The sequence below is a fragment of the Congregibacter sp. genome (assembly GCF_045107095.1).
Taxonomy (GTDB): Bacteria; Pseudomonadota; Gammaproteobacteria; order Pseudomonadales; family Halieaceae; genus Congregibacter.
The window spans coordinates 1-15,867 of record NZ_JBGCFU010000018.1; the positions used below are offsets into that span (position 1 = coordinate 1).

At 53.8% G+C, this 15,867-nt stretch carries 14 protein-coding genes and 1 tRNA gene; 13 read left to right on the forward strand and 2 right to left on the reverse strand.

The window, feature by feature from the left end; translation table 11 throughout:
* The 7 genes from AB8B76_RS03810 to AB8B76_RS03840 form a co-directional block, all read left to right on the forward strand.
* Positions 1-1,110 (forward strand): sulfotransferase family protein (locus AB8B76_RS03810; protein ID WP_405270434.1); only part of this gene is annotated, 1,110 nt, incomplete at its 5' end.
* A gap of 171 nt (positions 1,111-1,281) precedes the next feature.
* Entirely contained in the window at positions 1,282-3,747 is a 2,466-nt protein-coding gene (locus tag AB8B76_RS03815; RefSeq protein ID WP_405270436.1) for a TonB-dependent receptor, read from the forward strand.
* Between the two features lie 9 nt (positions 3,748-3,756).
* Positions 3,757-5,625, forward strand: a complete 1,869-nt coding sequence (locus AB8B76_RS03820; protein ID WP_405270438.1) for an NAD(P)-binding protein — start codon at positions 3,757-3,759, stop codon at positions 5,623-5,625.
* Positions 5,626-5,629: 4 nt separating this feature from the next.
* Positions 5,630-7,003, forward strand: coding sequence for a Na+/H+ antiporter NhaC family protein (locus AB8B76_RS03825; RefSeq protein ID WP_405270440.1), 1,374 nt, complete (start codon positions 5,630-5,632; stop codon positions 7,001-7,003).
* A 52-nt stretch (positions 7,004-7,055) separates the two neighbouring features.
* Positions 7,056-7,520 carry a cupin domain-containing protein gene (locus tag AB8B76_RS03830; RefSeq protein WP_405270442.1) on the forward strand — a complete coding sequence of 155 codons (465 nt, stop codon included), beginning with the start codon at positions 7,056-7,058 and terminating at the stop codon, positions 7,518-7,520.
* A 109-nt stretch (positions 7,521-7,629) separates the two neighbouring features.
* Positions 7,630-7,719: transfer RNA gene (locus AB8B76_RS03835), tRNA-Ser, on the forward strand.
* A gap of 221 nt (positions 7,720-7,940) precedes the next feature.
* Positions 7,941-9,641 (forward strand): ATP-binding protein, encoded by a 1,701-nt coding sequence (locus tag AB8B76_RS03840; RefSeq protein WP_405270444.1) that lies wholly within the window; start codon positions 7,941-7,943, stop codon positions 9,639-9,641.
* Between the two features lie 22 nt (positions 9,642-9,663).
* On the opposite strand, the gene AB8B76_RS03845 is transcribed toward AB8B76_RS03840, so the two are convergent.
* Together AB8B76_RS03845 and AB8B76_RS03850 are read right to left on the reverse strand one after the other, a co-directional pair.
* Positions 9,664-11,100 (reverse strand): M28 family peptidase, encoded by a 1,437-nt coding sequence (locus AB8B76_RS03845; protein WP_405270446.1) that lies wholly within the window; start codon positions 11,098-11,100, stop codon positions 9,664-9,666.
* Positions 11,097-11,849 (reverse strand): dienelactone hydrolase family protein, encoded by a 753-nt coding sequence (locus AB8B76_RS03850; protein ID WP_405270448.1) that lies wholly within the window; start codon positions 11,847-11,849, stop codon positions 11,097-11,099. Before AB8B76_RS03850 ends, AB8B76_RS03845 begins: the two co-directional genes overlap by 4 nt.
* A gap of 74 nt (positions 11,850-11,923) precedes the next feature.
* Between AB8B76_RS03850 and AB8B76_RS03855 the strand changes: the two genes are divergently transcribed.
* From AB8B76_RS03855 to AB8B76_RS03880, 6 genes are all read left to right on the forward strand, one after another.
* A complete protein-coding gene (locus AB8B76_RS03855; RefSeq protein WP_405270450.1) occupies positions 11,924-13,477 on the forward strand; it encodes a sodium:solute symporter family transporter in 1,554 nt (517 codons plus the stop codon).
* 232 nt (positions 13,478-13,709) lie between these two features.
* Positions 13,710-14,381: a Bax inhibitor-1/YccA family protein gene (locus AB8B76_RS03860; protein WP_405270452.1), complete on the forward strand. Its 672-nt coding sequence runs from the start codon at positions 13,710-13,712 to the stop codon at positions 14,379-14,381.
* A 114-nt stretch (positions 14,382-14,495) separates the two neighbouring features.
* Entirely contained in the window at positions 14,496-14,870 is a 375-nt protein-coding gene (gene tusD / locus AB8B76_RS03865; RefSeq protein ID WP_405270454.1) for a sulfurtransferase complex subunit TusD, read from the forward strand.
* 9 nt (positions 14,871-14,879) lie between these two features.
* Positions 14,880-15,254 (forward strand): DsrE family protein, encoded by a 375-nt coding sequence (locus tag AB8B76_RS03870; RefSeq protein ID WP_405270456.1) that lies wholly within the window; start codon positions 14,880-14,882, stop codon positions 15,252-15,254.
* Positions 15,238-15,546 (forward strand): DsrH/TusB family sulfur metabolism protein, encoded by a 309-nt coding sequence (locus AB8B76_RS03875; RefSeq protein ID WP_405270458.1) that lies wholly within the window; start codon positions 15,238-15,240, stop codon positions 15,544-15,546. The genes AB8B76_RS03870 and AB8B76_RS03875 overlap by 17 nt, the downstream gene beginning before the upstream one ends.
* Positions 15,543-15,866, forward strand: coding sequence for a TusE/DsrC/DsvC family sulfur relay protein (locus AB8B76_RS03880; RefSeq protein ID WP_405270459.1), 324 nt, complete (start codon positions 15,543-15,545; stop codon positions 15,864-15,866). Before AB8B76_RS03875 ends, AB8B76_RS03880 begins: the two co-directional genes overlap by 4 nt.
* Position 15,867: the final 1 nt, after the last annotated feature.

Genomic DNA, 15,867 nt, shown 5'->3' on the forward strand with positions numbered 1-15,867 from the left:
GGTGATTTCGCGGGTGCTAGATCACGCCTTGAAGCCGCTATTGCTAAAAATCCCAGGCACGCGAATGCTCACTGGTTGTTATCGAGTCTTGAGAAAGCGAAGGGTCGTCAACACATAGATGAAATCACGGCCATATTGCACACAGACACGCTGCGCGATAGCGATCGAGCATTCCTGTCCTACGCAAAAGGCAAGGAACTAGAGGATCTTCAAGAATGGCCGGAGGCTTTTGATGCCTTCGCAGATGGCGCAAAGGCGCGTCGCCGATCATTAAACTACAACGAGCGCGCTGAGATAGATCTCTTCGAAATCCTCAGCAAGACCTATACACGCGACTGGTTGGGCTCCCGTGCGCCGGGCGCGCCGAGCACAGCACCTATTTTCATCGTGGGTCAGCCGCGCACGGGTACCACTTTAATTGAACGGATCATCAGTAGTCATAGCGCGGTGCACTCAGCGGGTGAGTTACGCCAATTTGAGGGGGCTTGTCGCCGACTCCTGGGTACCCAAGGGGATGGCAGCCTGAAGGAGGTGTTTCAGGCTGCAGCTAATCTGGATCCCGAGCAACTAGGACGCGCGTATCTAACTCTGACTCAGCCTATGCAGGGCGACAAAGCCCGCTTCGTGGACAAGCTCCCCGTGAACTTCCGCTTTGTACCGCTCATCCTGGCTGCGTTACCCAATGCCAAAATCATCCATGTCCGTCGCAGCCCCATGGACGCCTGCTTCGCGAGTTTCAAACAGCTATTTGCGGACGCCTACCCTCACTCTTATGACCAAGAGGAAATGGCGCGGCATCATGGCCGCTATTACGATCTGATGGCTGACTGGCGCGAGCGTTTTGGTGACAGATACCACGAACTTGATTACGAAAAGGTCGCGGCCAACCCAGAGCCCCACGCCCATGCTCTTCTCAGCTATCTTGAACTACCATGGGAAAATCAGTGTCTGGATTTCTACCAACAAAGCGGAGCCGTAACCACTGCGAGCGTGGTTCAAGTAAGGGAAGCCGCTCATACGAGATCCGTTGGGCGTTGGAGGCGCTACGAAACTCAACTAGCCCCCATGCGACAGGAACTCGAGAGGCTAGCGGTACCTTTCGAGCACTAGCGTGATACCCCAATATGGGTGGCGAATCTAATGATCTAACGCTTGTCTGGATCCCCGTAGTTTCGTAGTCTAGATTGGATCGCTACAACAAGGGTTCGCTACGAAACCCGGTGCATCAGCCAAAGGCGCACACGGTGGCCCGAGCTATTACGCAACGAACGAGGGGTTCTCATGAGTAGCATGTACAAAGAGTCATCAGCCAATTCCAGCACAACCATGCCAGAAACCCTGCCACCGACCCAGTCACAACAAGGCTTCAGCCGCCCCTTACTGTCCAGACAGCATCTCGCCTTGGCGGTATCAGCCGCTCTTTCCGTCAGCACCGTTCAAGCGCAGCAGCTGGAAGAGGTCATCGTTACCGCGACCAAACGTGCGGAGTCCGTCATGGACGTCGCCCTTGCGGTACAAGCTCTGTCGGGCGATTTTCTACGCACAGTAAACACCGACGACGTAAAAGACCTGATTGCCTTTACACCGGGTGTTACCGGCAACTCGAAAGACAGTTTTCTGGATACCGTGGCCGTAAGAGGTATTACTACTAACGATTTCGGTAACGGTGCGGACCCCTCTTTAGGTATTTATAAAAACGGCTTCTACCAAGGCCGCAACGGAGCGGCAGTCACCAGTGTTTTTGATCTGGAGCGATCCGAAATTCTTCGAGGACCTCAGGGTTTTCTTTTCGGCAGAAACTCTATCGCCGGCGCCATGAACATCATCAGTCGTCGTCCTGTTCAGGATGATGCCGACGCTTACATCGATGTGCGCGCGGGTGAACGCGGTATTTTCAGAGTTGAGGGTGCAAGCAACTTCGATGTCAGTGACTCGATTAGCGTCCGTGTTGCGGGCTTACACTCCCGCGAAGATGGCTACGTGAATAATGAGCTTACGGGTGAGGATTTTATCCAGCATGAGAAGAGCGCTCTACGTCTCACTGGCGTTTATGACGCTGGTGGCGCGCTCACAGCAACGCTCTTTTTGGAATACGAGGACCGCGATCAGTCCGGCACAATTTATCGTGCCACGGGTCGCGGTGCTTCTTACGAATTTCTCGAGAGTATTTACGGCGATATAGCACTGCCGTCTGATCCTCGAGATGTACGCATTGATGGCCCCAATAACGGTATTTTCGACCGCGGCGAAGTCTTTCAACTTGGCTTTGAACTGAATTATGACCTTGGCTGGGCAACTCTCACGTCGCTCACTGGTTACAAGACCCATGAATACAATTACACGGAAGATTTTGACGCGACAAACCTCACTATCTTTAATTACGAACAGGATCAGGAAGGTGAGTACTTTGAACAAGAACTGCGCCTAACCTCTGACAACGATGGAATGTTCAATTGGTATGCCGGCGTATCCTATTACCGTGAGGACATAGATAGTGAGTTCCTTGGTCAACAGGAAGAAGATGTTTACTGCAACGTCTACTGGGGTGATAACTGCCAAGGCGTCTTTGATTACTATAATTACTACGGCCTGAGTGATTACTTGGTGTATTACTTTGGCACTAGCACTTGGACACCCAGTAGCAACAACGGATTGATCGACGACTGGAACCGCACAGAAGGGGTGTTCCAGGGCTGGGCAGCTTACGTCGACCTGCAGTTCCGCTTCTCCGAGCAACTGGATGCCAGCTTCGGTGTGCGCTACAACGACGACGAAAAGGAGTTCTCCCAAAGGGTCCTGAGTGAGCGCAATGGCAGCCTGCTCGGCCAGGTGGTCCAGACAGGGTTTACAACGCCTGAGGGTGCCGTATCCGACACGCTAAGCTGGAGTGAACCAACATGGCGTGGCGTCGTGAACTGGCGACCCAACGATGACACCTTGGTCTACTTCAGTGTCACTACAGGCTACAAACAGGGTGGTTTCAACAGTTTCTTTGTATCTGATGTCCCCTTTGGCGGCGAAGCCCTGCCCGGCGTGAACCGTCCCACCTCCTTCGACTCAGAGACGGTAGTCTCCTACGAAGTTGGTTACAAAGCCACACAGTGGGATGGACGAAGTCAGCTATCCCTAAACGCGTTCTCCTATGCCTATGAGGGCTTACAAACCACATGCAGCGAGCCCGGCTCACCTATTGTGGAGGTATGTAATGCCGAGCTTGATGGCCTGGGTGCCGAGGGTGTGTGGAATGTGGCCCTCACCGAGGTAATCAGCTTTGGCCTAGGCATATCGTGGCTCGACACCGAGGGTTCGAACATCCAGGCACAGTGCACTGGCGGTCTCGCGCTACTGGGCGACGACACCATCTGTGAGGGATCCCCTGCGCCGGGCATCCCGGAGTGGACGGCCTATGGAACGATTGACGCCGTGCTGCCCTTTGGCTCCGGTGAACTCTATGGGAACTTAACTGCTAGCTGGGAGGACGATGCCGTCACTGATTGGGAGCCGTTCGTCCCTGCCACTGTAGCAGCTGGCCTTCAAGAAACAGGCAGTTATACCGAGGTTCAGGCCTTGGGTGGCTACCGCTCCGAATCGGGTTGGGCCTTGGCGCTCTACGTAGAGAACTTACTCGACGACGAGTACTACGACGCAGAAGGCGGAATCAGCATAGGCGGCCAACCCTATGTTCAGTCAAGCATTAGCCCAAGCAGGCCTCGCACGGTTGGTATGCGATTCACCTGGAACCTCTAAGGATTCATCATGCCCTCTCGGCTTAAGATTACGCGCCGAGACTTTCTTGGCGGCATAGCGCTTGGTACCACCGCGGGAGCTCTTACACCCTTAGAGGTGCTGGCGCAGTCGAGTGCCGCACCCTATCCTCCCGCTCTCACGGGAATGAGAGGCAGCCAACCCGGGTCCTTTGACGTAGCCCATGCAATGGCTTGGGGCGGCAAGCAGTTTTCTGAGCCTCGTGAGCAAACCGACGATGATTATGATCTTGTGGTCGTGGGTGGCGGGATATCGGGCCTTGCCGCTGCGTTTTACTGGCAACAGGAGAAAGGTCCAGGCAGCCGCATCCTGATTATCGACAACCACGACGATTTCGGAGGGCATGCACGAAGGAATGAGTTCACCGTGGATGGTGAAAAGCTCGTTGGTTACGGCGGCAGTCAGTCTATCGATACGCCAAGCAGTTACTCCCCCGCGGCGGCACAACTACTGCGGGACGTTGGAATTGTGACAGATCGCTTCTACGACTACTTCGATCAACAGTTCTTCTCTGACGAGAAGCTCGGTCGCGGCACCTACTTCTCAAAAGAGATATACGGTCAAGATCTGACTCTCCCCGGGCTCAATACCTGGCGAAGCGCTGAAGACACAGAACTTAGCGAAGAAGACGTCAAGGACTACCCCATTTCCGATGCCGCGCGATTGGCTCTGCTCTCACTCATGAACAGCACAACCAATTACGCAGCACACATTCCGAAAGACAAACGCGTCGAATGGCTCCGCAAACAAACCTATCGAGAGTTCTTGCTCTCCGTCGTGGGCGTTCCCGAGGATGTGTACTACCTTTTTCGAGACGGCGCTCGCGGCTGGTGGGGAGTTGGATGGGATGCGCTTTCCGCATTTGCAGCGACCGACATGGGCATGCCCGGCACTGCGTATCTTGATATCCCCGAAGGCAGTTCCGACGAACCCGTAAGAGATGAACCCTATATCTTCCATTTCCCGGATGGCAACGCGGGGGTCGCTCGGGCGATTCTCCGCAAGCTTATTCCCAGCGCGGTGCCCGGGTCGACGATGGAGGACCTGGTTTTAGCGAACACCGACTACGGAAAGCTCGACCTACGCTCCAACTCTTGCCGAGTACGACTAAACAGCACGGCGGTCAGTGTGCGCCACACGGCAGACGAATCTGCTGTCGATGTTAGCTACGTTCGCGACGGAAAGACTTACCGCGTCCGTGGAAAACACGCGGTCTTGGCCTGCTACAACGGTATCATTCCGCACCTTGCGCCGGAGTTGCCTGCCGACCAAAGAGAGGCCATCGACTACGCAACCAAAGTGCCACTCATTTACATCAGTGTCGCGGTACGCAATTGGCGGCCCTTTGCAGAACTCGGCATGCATCGCATCAATGTTTTGCAGTCCGACTTTATGCACTCCTTCGGCATGGATTTCCCGGTGACAATGGGGGGCGTCAAGTACCCTAACAGCCCAGACCAGGCGGCCATACTTCATGGCAGTGTCGTGCCCTGCGCGCCCGACCAGGGGCTAAGCGCAAAGCAACAACACGTTATCGGTCGCAAAGCGATGTACGCCATGAGTTGGGATGATATGGAGACTCGTATTCTCAGACAGATTAGCGGCGGGCTGGGCGGAACTAGCTTTGATGCCGAACGGGATATTGCTGCCATTACGGTGAACCGCTGGCCCCATGGCTACGCCTACGAATACAACGACTACTCTGATCCGCCAGAGTATGGACCTAAGAATGGCCCTCACCTCTTGGGCGCACGACAAATGGGTCGAATTTCCATCGCGAACTCTGATGCCTCTGCTTACGCCTTTGTAGACGGAGCCATCGACGCAGCCTATCGCGCCACCCGCGAACAGCTAAGCTGAGGATATGGAACCCAATGACGCGGGCGCACTAAGCCTTCTTCCTACCGCGCTCGTCTTTACCCTTGCCGTTTGGACGCGGCGCCCTATCGAATCTCTCCTCTGTGGTTCTCTGTTGGGCCTGCTCATGCTTTTTGGCAGCGGCTTCGTAACAGGTATGGCAGAGGCTTCTATAGCCGTACTTACCGATCCAGACGTCGCTTGGGTTATCTTGGTATGCGGACTCATGGGTGGCCTCATCGCGCTCCTAATGCGCTGCGGAGGTAGCACAGCGTTTACGCAATTTGTCAGCGATCGCGTCGGGGATGATCGACGAGCACTCCTTGCCACCTGGCTGCTGGGCATCGCTATGTTTGTCGATGACTACCTAAATTCCCTCGCGGTTGGCGCGGCAATGCGGGATATCACCGACAAGTTTCGCATCTCTCGGGAAAAGCTCGCTTACGTTGTAGATTCCACTGCCGCCCCTATTAGCGTCATCATTCCCTACTCTACTTGGGGTGCGTTTTTTTCAGGCCTGATCGTTGCGAATGGTCTTGCTGACGAGGGCGGCGGGCTTGCGGTCTACATAAGCGCCATCCCCTACATGTTTTACGCCTGGGCGGCTGTTCTGGTCGTGCCCCTGGTCATAGCGGGCTGGATACCCTCTCTTGGCAGCATGCGTGCGGCCGAAGAACGGGCTCGTTCAACGGGCGTTACCGTTCCCCCTGAGGCGCAGCATATCGAGAATGCTAATCGATCGATCGAGCCAAAGGCTGGCGTAAAACCACGGCTGTGGTTGTTCATCGCGCCCATGGTGTGTCTCGTGGGCGCCACGATCGCATCGGGGAATGACTTCCTAGTAGGCATCTACATCACTCTGGGAGCAACTATCGTCGTTGTACTCAGCATGAAGATTCTCGACCTTCACGATACCTTTGACACAGTTTTAGATGGCTTTAAGACCATGATCGAACCTCTCGCTGTGCTCATTGCCGCCTTTATTCTGAAAGAGATAAATGATGATTTGGGGATGGCCAGCTTTGTAGTTGCCTCGCTGGAACCGATGCTCAGCGCAGAAAGTCTACCCGTAGTTATATTTGTCTCTATGGGCCTCGTGTCTTTCCTGACAGGATCAAATTGGGGCGTTTTTGTGATAATCCTACCCATTGTGGTCGCTCTCGGAAACAGCGTAGGCTCCGATATGACGCTCCTAATTGGCGCCACTCTGTCAGCCAGCACCTTTGGGAGCCACGCCTGCTTCTACTCCGATGCAACAGTGCTTACAGCTCAGGCAACAGGTTGCACACCAATGCAGCACGCCCTCACGCAGCTGCCCTTCGCACTAATTGCGGCTGGCATTGCAGCCTTCGGCTATCTCGTCATGGGATACGTCTTTTGATATACCTTAGAAAAACATGAAAACAGAAACGACTAACGTCAGGAGGCACATCGTGAATCGAATTTGGTCAAAGAAAATACTGCACGCAGTTGTTGGCAGCGTCTTGCTTAGCGCGGCAGTACCATTTTCTCAGGCAGAAACCACCGTTTACCCCGCAACGATGAATAGCGAGGATATCGCTGGCGCCATTTTTGACAGACCCGGCACTCTCGTAAAAGGAGAAGGCAGCGATACCGTCTGGGATGTCACCTCGCTCCTCTCATCAGATGGTCGCTTCGCCAGCGGTATGTACCTCGCCGGAAAGTCCAGATGGGAGATCAATGAGCCCTACGGCGTCGACGAATTCATGTACTTTCTTGAAGGCGGAGTCACCCTCACCTCCAGCGATGGCACGGTGACCAAAATATCTGCTGGCGAAGCGGTCACTATTCCCAAAGAGTGGACCGGGATCTGGGAGACCGATGGCTACAAAAAAATATGGGTTATCTACTCTGAAGATGGATCCGCATTAGAGTAAATCTGTAGCTAAGAACGCGTACATCTAGATTGGCGCAACAAAAATGAAACTACCGTTGCCTCGCCAGAAACAGTAGGTATAATCTGCGCCTCTCGCGGCGCGAGAATCCGGTGGGCTGGCTGAGTGGTCGAAAGCGGCGGTCTTGAAAACCGTTGAAGGTTTATCCCTTCCTAAGGTTCGAATCCTTAGCCCACCGCCATAATTTCTTAGAAAGGGCTGCCTATGGGCAGCCCTTTTTTGTTCGCCATTTTCTATTGAACCTCCCTAAAGACTCTCAATAAACACCGATCTCTGATCGTTGTGTGATCATGGTTTTGCTTTAGACTGTGTTCGGTTCCAAAAATATTGGAAAAAAACCCTTGGCTTAGAGCTACAGCTATTCGTCACGATTGAGCGCCACGGTTGATAGAGGGAATAAAAGTGTGGTCTAAACAGGCAGACGCCTGGGCGGCGGCAAGACCCACCGACGCACAGGCCCTTCAAGAGAGAGGCAATCTCGATCTGGTTATAGACCAGTCAGTGCTTAGAAACATCTGCCTCATTATGTCGGCAGTACTGTGCCTGTTCGGGATCAATAACTTCTATACAGGCTTCGCAGCGCTTGGCGTAGTGGATCTGGTTTTGGCGGCTGCAATGCTCCTAAACGCCGTGCTTCTATTCTTCTTTCAACCCACATTGCTTCTTGTCGTGGCAACTCTGTTTGCCGGAGGCACAGCGGTAATCATGGCGATCTACTCTAATGCCTTTGGCATCTACTGGGCCTATGTGGTCGTTGTCGCCTCATTTTTAGTCGTCAACAAACGTGTAGCCTTAATTTCCAATGTTATCTTTATCGCCGTGGTCGTACCCCTATCTGCTGAACTACTGGGTAACGCTATTGGCGTAAGAATGGCGATCACCCTGTCACTCGTGACGGCCTTTTCGTACATATTCTCGATGCGCATTGAGAATCGCACAAAAGCCTTGTTGGAGAACCTTGACGAACTGGACAAGGCTAACTCGGTTAAATCTGAGTTTATAGCCAATATGAGCCACGAAATGCGCACACCCCTAACGGCCGTGCTGGGCTACTCGGAAAACCTCGCGTCCCAGAACGAACTTTCTCCAGCGGATAGGGAAAAGCTTGAAGCTGTCGTGTTTGGCGCAAAGCATCTTGCGGCCTTGATTGATGATGTTCTTGATCTCAACAAAGCCGAGAAGGGTCAGCTGGAGATCGATTCAGAGCTCACTAACCTGCCCGCACTACTCGATAACCTCCTTCGCATCCTCAAACCGGAGGCCGATAGCAAAGGCGTCGGACTGAAGTTCACAAAGGGATCTTCGATACCCGACTACATTTTGATCGACGCAAGACGCCTAAATCAAATTTTGTTGAACCTAGTCGCTAATGCCATCAAATTTACGGAAGAAGGAACGGTGGGCTTAGCCGTGGCCTACAAGAGCGACTCCAGCTCAATAGTCTTTGAGGTGAGTGACACCGGTATAGGCGTCCCAGAAGAGTTCAGAAGCAAATTGTTTGAGAAATTCTCCCAGGCAAACACGGGCATGAATCGTACCCACGGAGGCGCAGGTCTTGGCCTGTATATTAGCCAGAACCTCGCCAGGCTCCTCGATGGTGATATCGAGTATGTCCCCCAGGAGCGAGGCAGTCTTTTCCGATTAACCATTAAGACCGAAGAGGTGACGGGTCCGGTCAAGACGGAGCAAACCGCTCCAGAGTCACCCGAGCCCGACACACTCTCCGCACCTCAGCAGTTCAAGGGCCACATCCTCATCGCTGAGGACTCCCCTGCGAACCAGATGCTCGTTGCCCTTATCGTCGAAAAATTTGGGCTTACCCACAGCGTTGCAAACAACGGACGGGAAGCTGTGGACGCGGTGAGCTCAGAGTCCTTCGATCTAATACTCATGGATCTACAAATGCCCGTGATGTCTGGTATCGATGCAACGAAGGCAATACGCGAGTTTAATCACGATATACCTATCGTAGCCCTCAGTGCCGACGTGCTACGGCACGACACCGACTCTTCAGAGATGCGCCAATTCTCCGGCTTCATTCCCAAGCCTGTGGACATAGCAAAAATGGAAACTACGTTTGCGGATTTGTTAAACGCTGCCTAGGACCGAACTTAGCCAAACTGTTTTAGAACGCCCCCGCTGGCCCCGGGAACACCACGGGTGTTTCACTACCGTCGGCCGCGACCGATGACACTCCGAAGAAGTAGTTATCGATCACCAGGTTTGTGAACTCCCACTCAGTGACGTTTCCTACAAAGCGCGAGTGCGTCCACTGAGGAGCGGTGGTCTTACGCCACCACACGCGGTAGCCGGCTAGATTCTTTCTAGCGAGTTCCGTACCCCCGTGCTCCCAGCTCAAAGTAGCTGATGCGCGTACAGCGCCAGCTGCCTTGACGTCTGCGGGGAACGGTGGGGCACCGGCGATACCAGCCATCGTGATCGCGTTGAGTCCAGTGAGTTTTGCGGCGTAGCCCGCGTTCACCCCATCGAGGGTATCGCCGAAGACTCTCCCGTTTTCTACCCGAAGGTCTTGATGCTGTCGGTCATAGTGCTCATGCGTTTCCATAATTCGAACGCCGGGAATGCCCACTGCATTGAACGGCCGGTGATGCCCTCCTCTACCAAAGCGATCCAGGCGATACACCATCTCGACAGTGAGATTGGTCATGTAGTCGTCGGCCATGATGTTGATATAGCGTGCGAGGTTTCGCGACGGGCTGTCCACCTCGCCCCCGGTAAAACGCCTGGCCCGAGCCTCCTCTTCGGTTTCTACCGCCCGAGTGCCCTCGGAAAACACACGGGCGACGGTATTGTTGATCACTCCGTCGATCCCTGAGATGTTCGAGATCATATCGTTGTTAAGAACAGCCTTAATCTGCCAGCCCTCTTCCAAAGCGTGAGCAGCAACGATACGCCCGCCGATGAGTCCCTGTTCTTCGCCCGCAAGTGCGGCGTAAACGATGCTGCCATCAAAACGATACTGACTGAGGACCCTCGCGGCCTCCAACACGCCCGCGACCCCAGATGCATTGTCGTTGGCACCGGGACTATCTGAGGTGGAATTCATGACATCGGAAACTCGGCTATCTATGTCTCCGGACATAAGCACCATACGGTCAGGATCCAGCGCCCCGCGCTGTATCGCTAAGACCGACACAATTTCCACAGCATCAGGAACCCTGCGTTCTCCTGAAACGGTCTCACCGACGTAGATCACTTCAAGACAGCCGTTGCAGCTATCGGAAATACGCTCAAACTCATCAAAAATCCAACGTCGCGCTGCGCCAATCCCGCGACTGTCACTCTCAGCGTCGGAAGCGGTATGGCGAGTACCAAAATTCACCAACGTCTCTATATCGCTCATTATCCGCTCAGAAGACGGGGCAGCTGCAATGTCGTAGAGCGGCAGCACCTCTCCCGGGGGAGCACTCTGTGCCTGCGAGAAAGAAATACTTAGGAGCGCCGCGCTAGACAGAGCAACCCATGCCGTTAAGTTCGAAACCCGCACTCGACCTTGTAGACTCAAAAAACTTCCCACAACCACCTCGATAAACAACTTCATTGCGCCAAAGTTTCATCGAGGAAGCTCGTGAAAGATGCCCACGACTGCAGGTCGGCCTTTTCTTGATACCGCGCGCTCCCAAAGACACTGAAAGCGTGGGGAGCACCACTGTAGGTGGTCATTTCATGAGGTATCTCTTGGGACTCCAGCTGCTCAGCAAGAGAGGCGAAGTCCGTCATGCTGACGGCGGTGTCGGCGCTGCCGTGGTACACCATCACCGGACCCTGAGCGTCGGCATAAGTCTGTCCCTCGGGAGTGGTTAATCCACCGTGAAAGCTGGCAAAACCTTTTAGTGGCTCCCCCGCTCGAGCGAGTTCGAGGATGGCCGTTCCGCCGAAGCAATATCCAACAGCCACTGTATCCTCAATATCAGCACCACTGTCTGAGGCCGCTGCCAAAGCGCCCCGCATGAGCAAACGCATCTTCTCGCGATCCTTATATAGCTCACCGGATCTGGCGATTTTGTCTTTGGTTTCAGTAGGACGAACCCCTTTCCCGTACAAGTCAGCAGCGAACACGCTATAGCCCAGGGCAGAAAGCATCTCGGCTCGCTTTACTTCGTAATCAGTCAGTCCGTCCCAGTCGTGGATGATGAGCACCGTTCCCCGGCTGTCCATAGCAGGCTCAAAATACCCTTCGTATTCCTGGCCAGCGACCTCGTAAACTACGGCTTCGCCCGATAATGCTGTTTGAGAGCAGAAGATGCCTGCTGCGATTAAGCCAATGCCAAATCCTTTGATATTCTTCATTTGTCGATCCTTCATCCAATACCGGGGTCAGAGTTTCCTATCATGAGTTTTTACGCAGGCCTGAGGCAAGCAGTTTGACTACCCTTGATTGGTGGGTGATTGGTGGCTACCTCGTAGCGATGATGGCCCTCGCTATATGGTTGGGGCGCGACCAAAAAAATGAGCGGGATTACTATCTCGGTGGAGGCTTGCCGGCTCCTGCGCTGGCGACGTCTATCCTTGCCACCCAATGCTCTACGAACAGTTTACTCGGGGCCCCCGCTTTTGTCGGTTTTGCCGCTGGCGGTGGCTTGCTTTGGCTCCAATATGAACTGGCAGTGCCACTGGCCATGCTCGGCCTGGCCTTTTTGTTCCCAGCGGTGCATCGCAGCGGTGTTATTTCTATCTACGCTTTTCTCGAGCAACGCCTCGGTCGCGCTGCGCGATTAGCAGCCAGTGCGAGCTTTCTGTTTTTTCGCGGCATCGCCACCGGCGTCACGGTGTATGGCGTTGCCTCAGTGCTCTCCTTAATTACGGGCATCGCTTACATCCCAGCCGTGGCGCTACTCATGGGCGTTACCGTCTGTTACGACGTTATCGGAGGCATGCGTGCGGTGGTCATTTCTGACGTGGTACAAATGCTGCTTCTCATCGCCGCGGTTGTGGTGTCATTAATATGGCTCTCTCCCGATCTCTGGCAATACGCGGATACCCTGTCGCACCGCAGTCAACCTTTGGTGAATGATTGGGGCTTGAGCGGAGAAACAAACTTCGGGTTTTGGCCCATGTTGTTTGGTGGGCTATTTCTTTACATGGCCTATTACGGCTGCGATCAAAGCCAAGCTCAAAGACTTTTGGCTGCAAAACATGAGGTCGACCTCAATCGAATTCTTGTATTCAACGGACTCATGCGCTTCCCCCTCGTTCTTGCTTACTGCCTGCTAGGCCTTGGCCTTGCAGCCTATGCACTGGACCGACCCGAATTTATCAGTGAACTACCTCTAACAAGCGCGGGGGAGCCTAACCTGAACATGGTCTTCCCTACGTTTGTTTTACGGGAATTTGCACCGGGACTCGCGGGGCTGGCGATCGTCGGCCTGTTCGCTGCGGCCATGTCTTCCATAGATTCTGCATTGAACAGTCTTTCGGCAAGCACCCTTGAAGACTTCCTCCCCGCCACGAGTGCAAGCACCGAGCGACTGCGATTCATGCAGTCCAAAGTCATCACCCTTTGCTGGGGAATCTTCGCTATTGCCTTTTCTTTTGGCGTGGAACATATCGCGAGCACCCTGCTCGAATCCATCAACAAAGTGAGCTCGGTGGTTAACGGCCCTCTCTTGGGGCTCTTCGTCGTGGCGGTGTTCCTCCCCGGAACTAAATCTGCAATTGCAGTAAAGGGGTTCACCGTGGGTGTCGCCCTCAATCTAGCCCTCTGGCAATTCCTGCCTGATGTGTCTTGGCTATGGTGGAATCTAAGCGGATGCCTAACAACGCTTGCCGTTTCCATGCTTTTGGCCGGCTGGCGAGTCTCTATGGCGCTTAGTGGCAGCGCCGTGCGATCAATCGTGGTGCCGACAACTACGCCCAAGACCCTTTTGGTAGGCTTTTTCATAATGCTGGGCGTACTGGTGGTCATCCAACTCCTCTGACCAACCAGATATTAGTGGTTTTTTGAACTTTGATGTACCGCTATACTGCGGTTTGGGAGTGGTTTTAGCCAAAGTTAAAAATGGCGATAAACAATTATTTATCAACCACTTGACGAGAAAATCTAAAGCGATTTAGCTCGCGGATTGGGAACTTTTTACCGCGACTACCGTCTTAGATACAGACGCCCAAGGGCGTGTAACACCAACTCAGCTAATTGTGAGGCAGTAAATAATGGCGAATCCAAGAGTGTATGACGTTGATGCAGCGCTAGGCGCGGCAGTCAGCACTAACAAAGTTCTGAGAAACACTTACATGCTTTTGGGCATGACCTTGTTGTTTAGCGCTATTACCGCGGGCATCTCCATGTTTATGGGACTTCCTCAAGGCGCCGCTCTGATTCTGAGCTTGGTGGGCTTTGGACTGCTCTTTGTGGTCAATCGCACGGCGGACAGCTCTAACGGCTTGATTGCGATTTTTGCCTTCACTGGCGTTATGGGGGCATCCCTAGGACCTATGCTGAATTTCTACCTGGCGATGCCAGGCGGTCCCGCATTGGTCTTACAGGCCTTAGCAGGAACCGCAGTGGTCTTCTTTGGACTGTCGGCTTACGCCCTGACAACCCGCAAGGATTTTTCCTTCATGGGTGGCTTTTTAATGGTCGGACTTATCGTTGCGGTCGTGGCGATGATTGCTAATATCTTTCTCGCGATTCCAGCGCTCTCGCTGACAATATCTGCGGCGGTAATCATGATCATGTCGGGGCTGATATTGTTCGACACCAGCCGCATCATTAACGGCGGCGAGACCAATTACATCCGCGCCACGGTGAGTCTGTATCTGAACATCTACAACTTGTTCATTCACATCCTTCACCTGTTGACTGCTCTTTCCGGCGACGACTGATCACGCGGAATTAATCCGAGGGACAGTAGCTTAATTAAATAGTCTCGGATTTTTTGAAGAGCCCCGGCGTCGTCCGGGGCTTTTTTATGAGCACATTGTTTATACTCCCCGTCCATGCGTTACACCCTTCTTGTATTGAGTCCTCCAGATAGCGGTTCCAGCTGCCGCCACGCTCTGGAATTTGCTAAGGCTGTCTGTCGGGCAGGACACGAAATAGCCTGCGTCTTTTTCTATGACGCTGGCGTACTCACTGCACTCCCGGGAGCGGAGCCTAGCGCAGATGAAGAGGACCTTCGCTGTAACTGGCAGGCCTTTGCCCAGGACACGGACACACAGTTGGTTGCCTGTGTGGCTTCGGCGTTACGCTTTGGCCTTGGTGATGGGCGAAGCGACAGCGATCGTTGCCGCCCAGAGTTTGCCATCGCAGGTCTTGGCGAGTTCGTGGAGGCTTCCAGCAGCTCCGACCGCCTTTTGACCTTCGCAGATTAGAACACCGCTATGGCCTCTGACACTCCAAAGCCCGCACCGCTGGTGATATTCCAAAGGGCTCCGTATGAGGGATCTTTCGCGCGCTCGGCACTCGACCTGGCAATGAGCCTGGCCGTGTTTGCTCAACAACCCCAGTTGGTGTTCTGTGGCGAGGGCGTGTTGTCGCTCAAAGCAGGGCAAAGTACTGGGGCAATTGGCCGCAAGTCATTGCGGAAGGTCATAGAATCCCTGCCGTTCTATGACGTCGACGCTGTTTTTGTAGATGAAACTGCCGTAGAGGCCTTGGGACTGACATTAGAAGACCTTCCAGACTTTACAATCCTCCTGTCCAAGAACGAACTGAGAACCCTGATGCGTGAGGCAAGCCATGTCATTAGCCTCTGACAGATCACTTCACTGTCTTGCAAGTGCGCCGGAATCCCTAGCAGGCCAGCGTCTGTTGGCGCAATTGGAAAAGGATGATCCCGTGCTGCTTAATGGCCAAGCCGTGGTTCTTGCTGCGGCCTCTCATCCATCCATCACTGACTGGCTCGCTACAGGCGCATTGATCCACGCCCTGAAAGAAGACCTGCTCGCCCACGGCATAACAGACTTACACTCATCAGTGGTCTCCACCGATTACGCTGGCTGGGTAAGCTTGAGCGAGATCTACCGTACGCAAGTTCTTTGGAGATGAGTGCACCAACGCTTCCTGCGCTGACCGAAGAAGGGTTTCTGGTTAACCAGACAGACTGGAATCCGAGTGTTGCGGAAGAGCTTGCCCGCGCAGAGGCCATCAATTTATCTGAGGCACACTGGGAAATCATAGCGTTGCTACGAGAGTATTACGCGACCTACGACTCCTCACCAGCGATGCGTGCATTAGTGAAATTCTGCACATTACGCCTCGATGAGGATAAGGGCCGCAGTATCTATTTATTGAAACTCTTTCCTGGCTCGCCGGCGAAGTTGGCGAGTAAAATTGCCGGCCTTCCTAAACCTGCAAACTGCTTGTGAC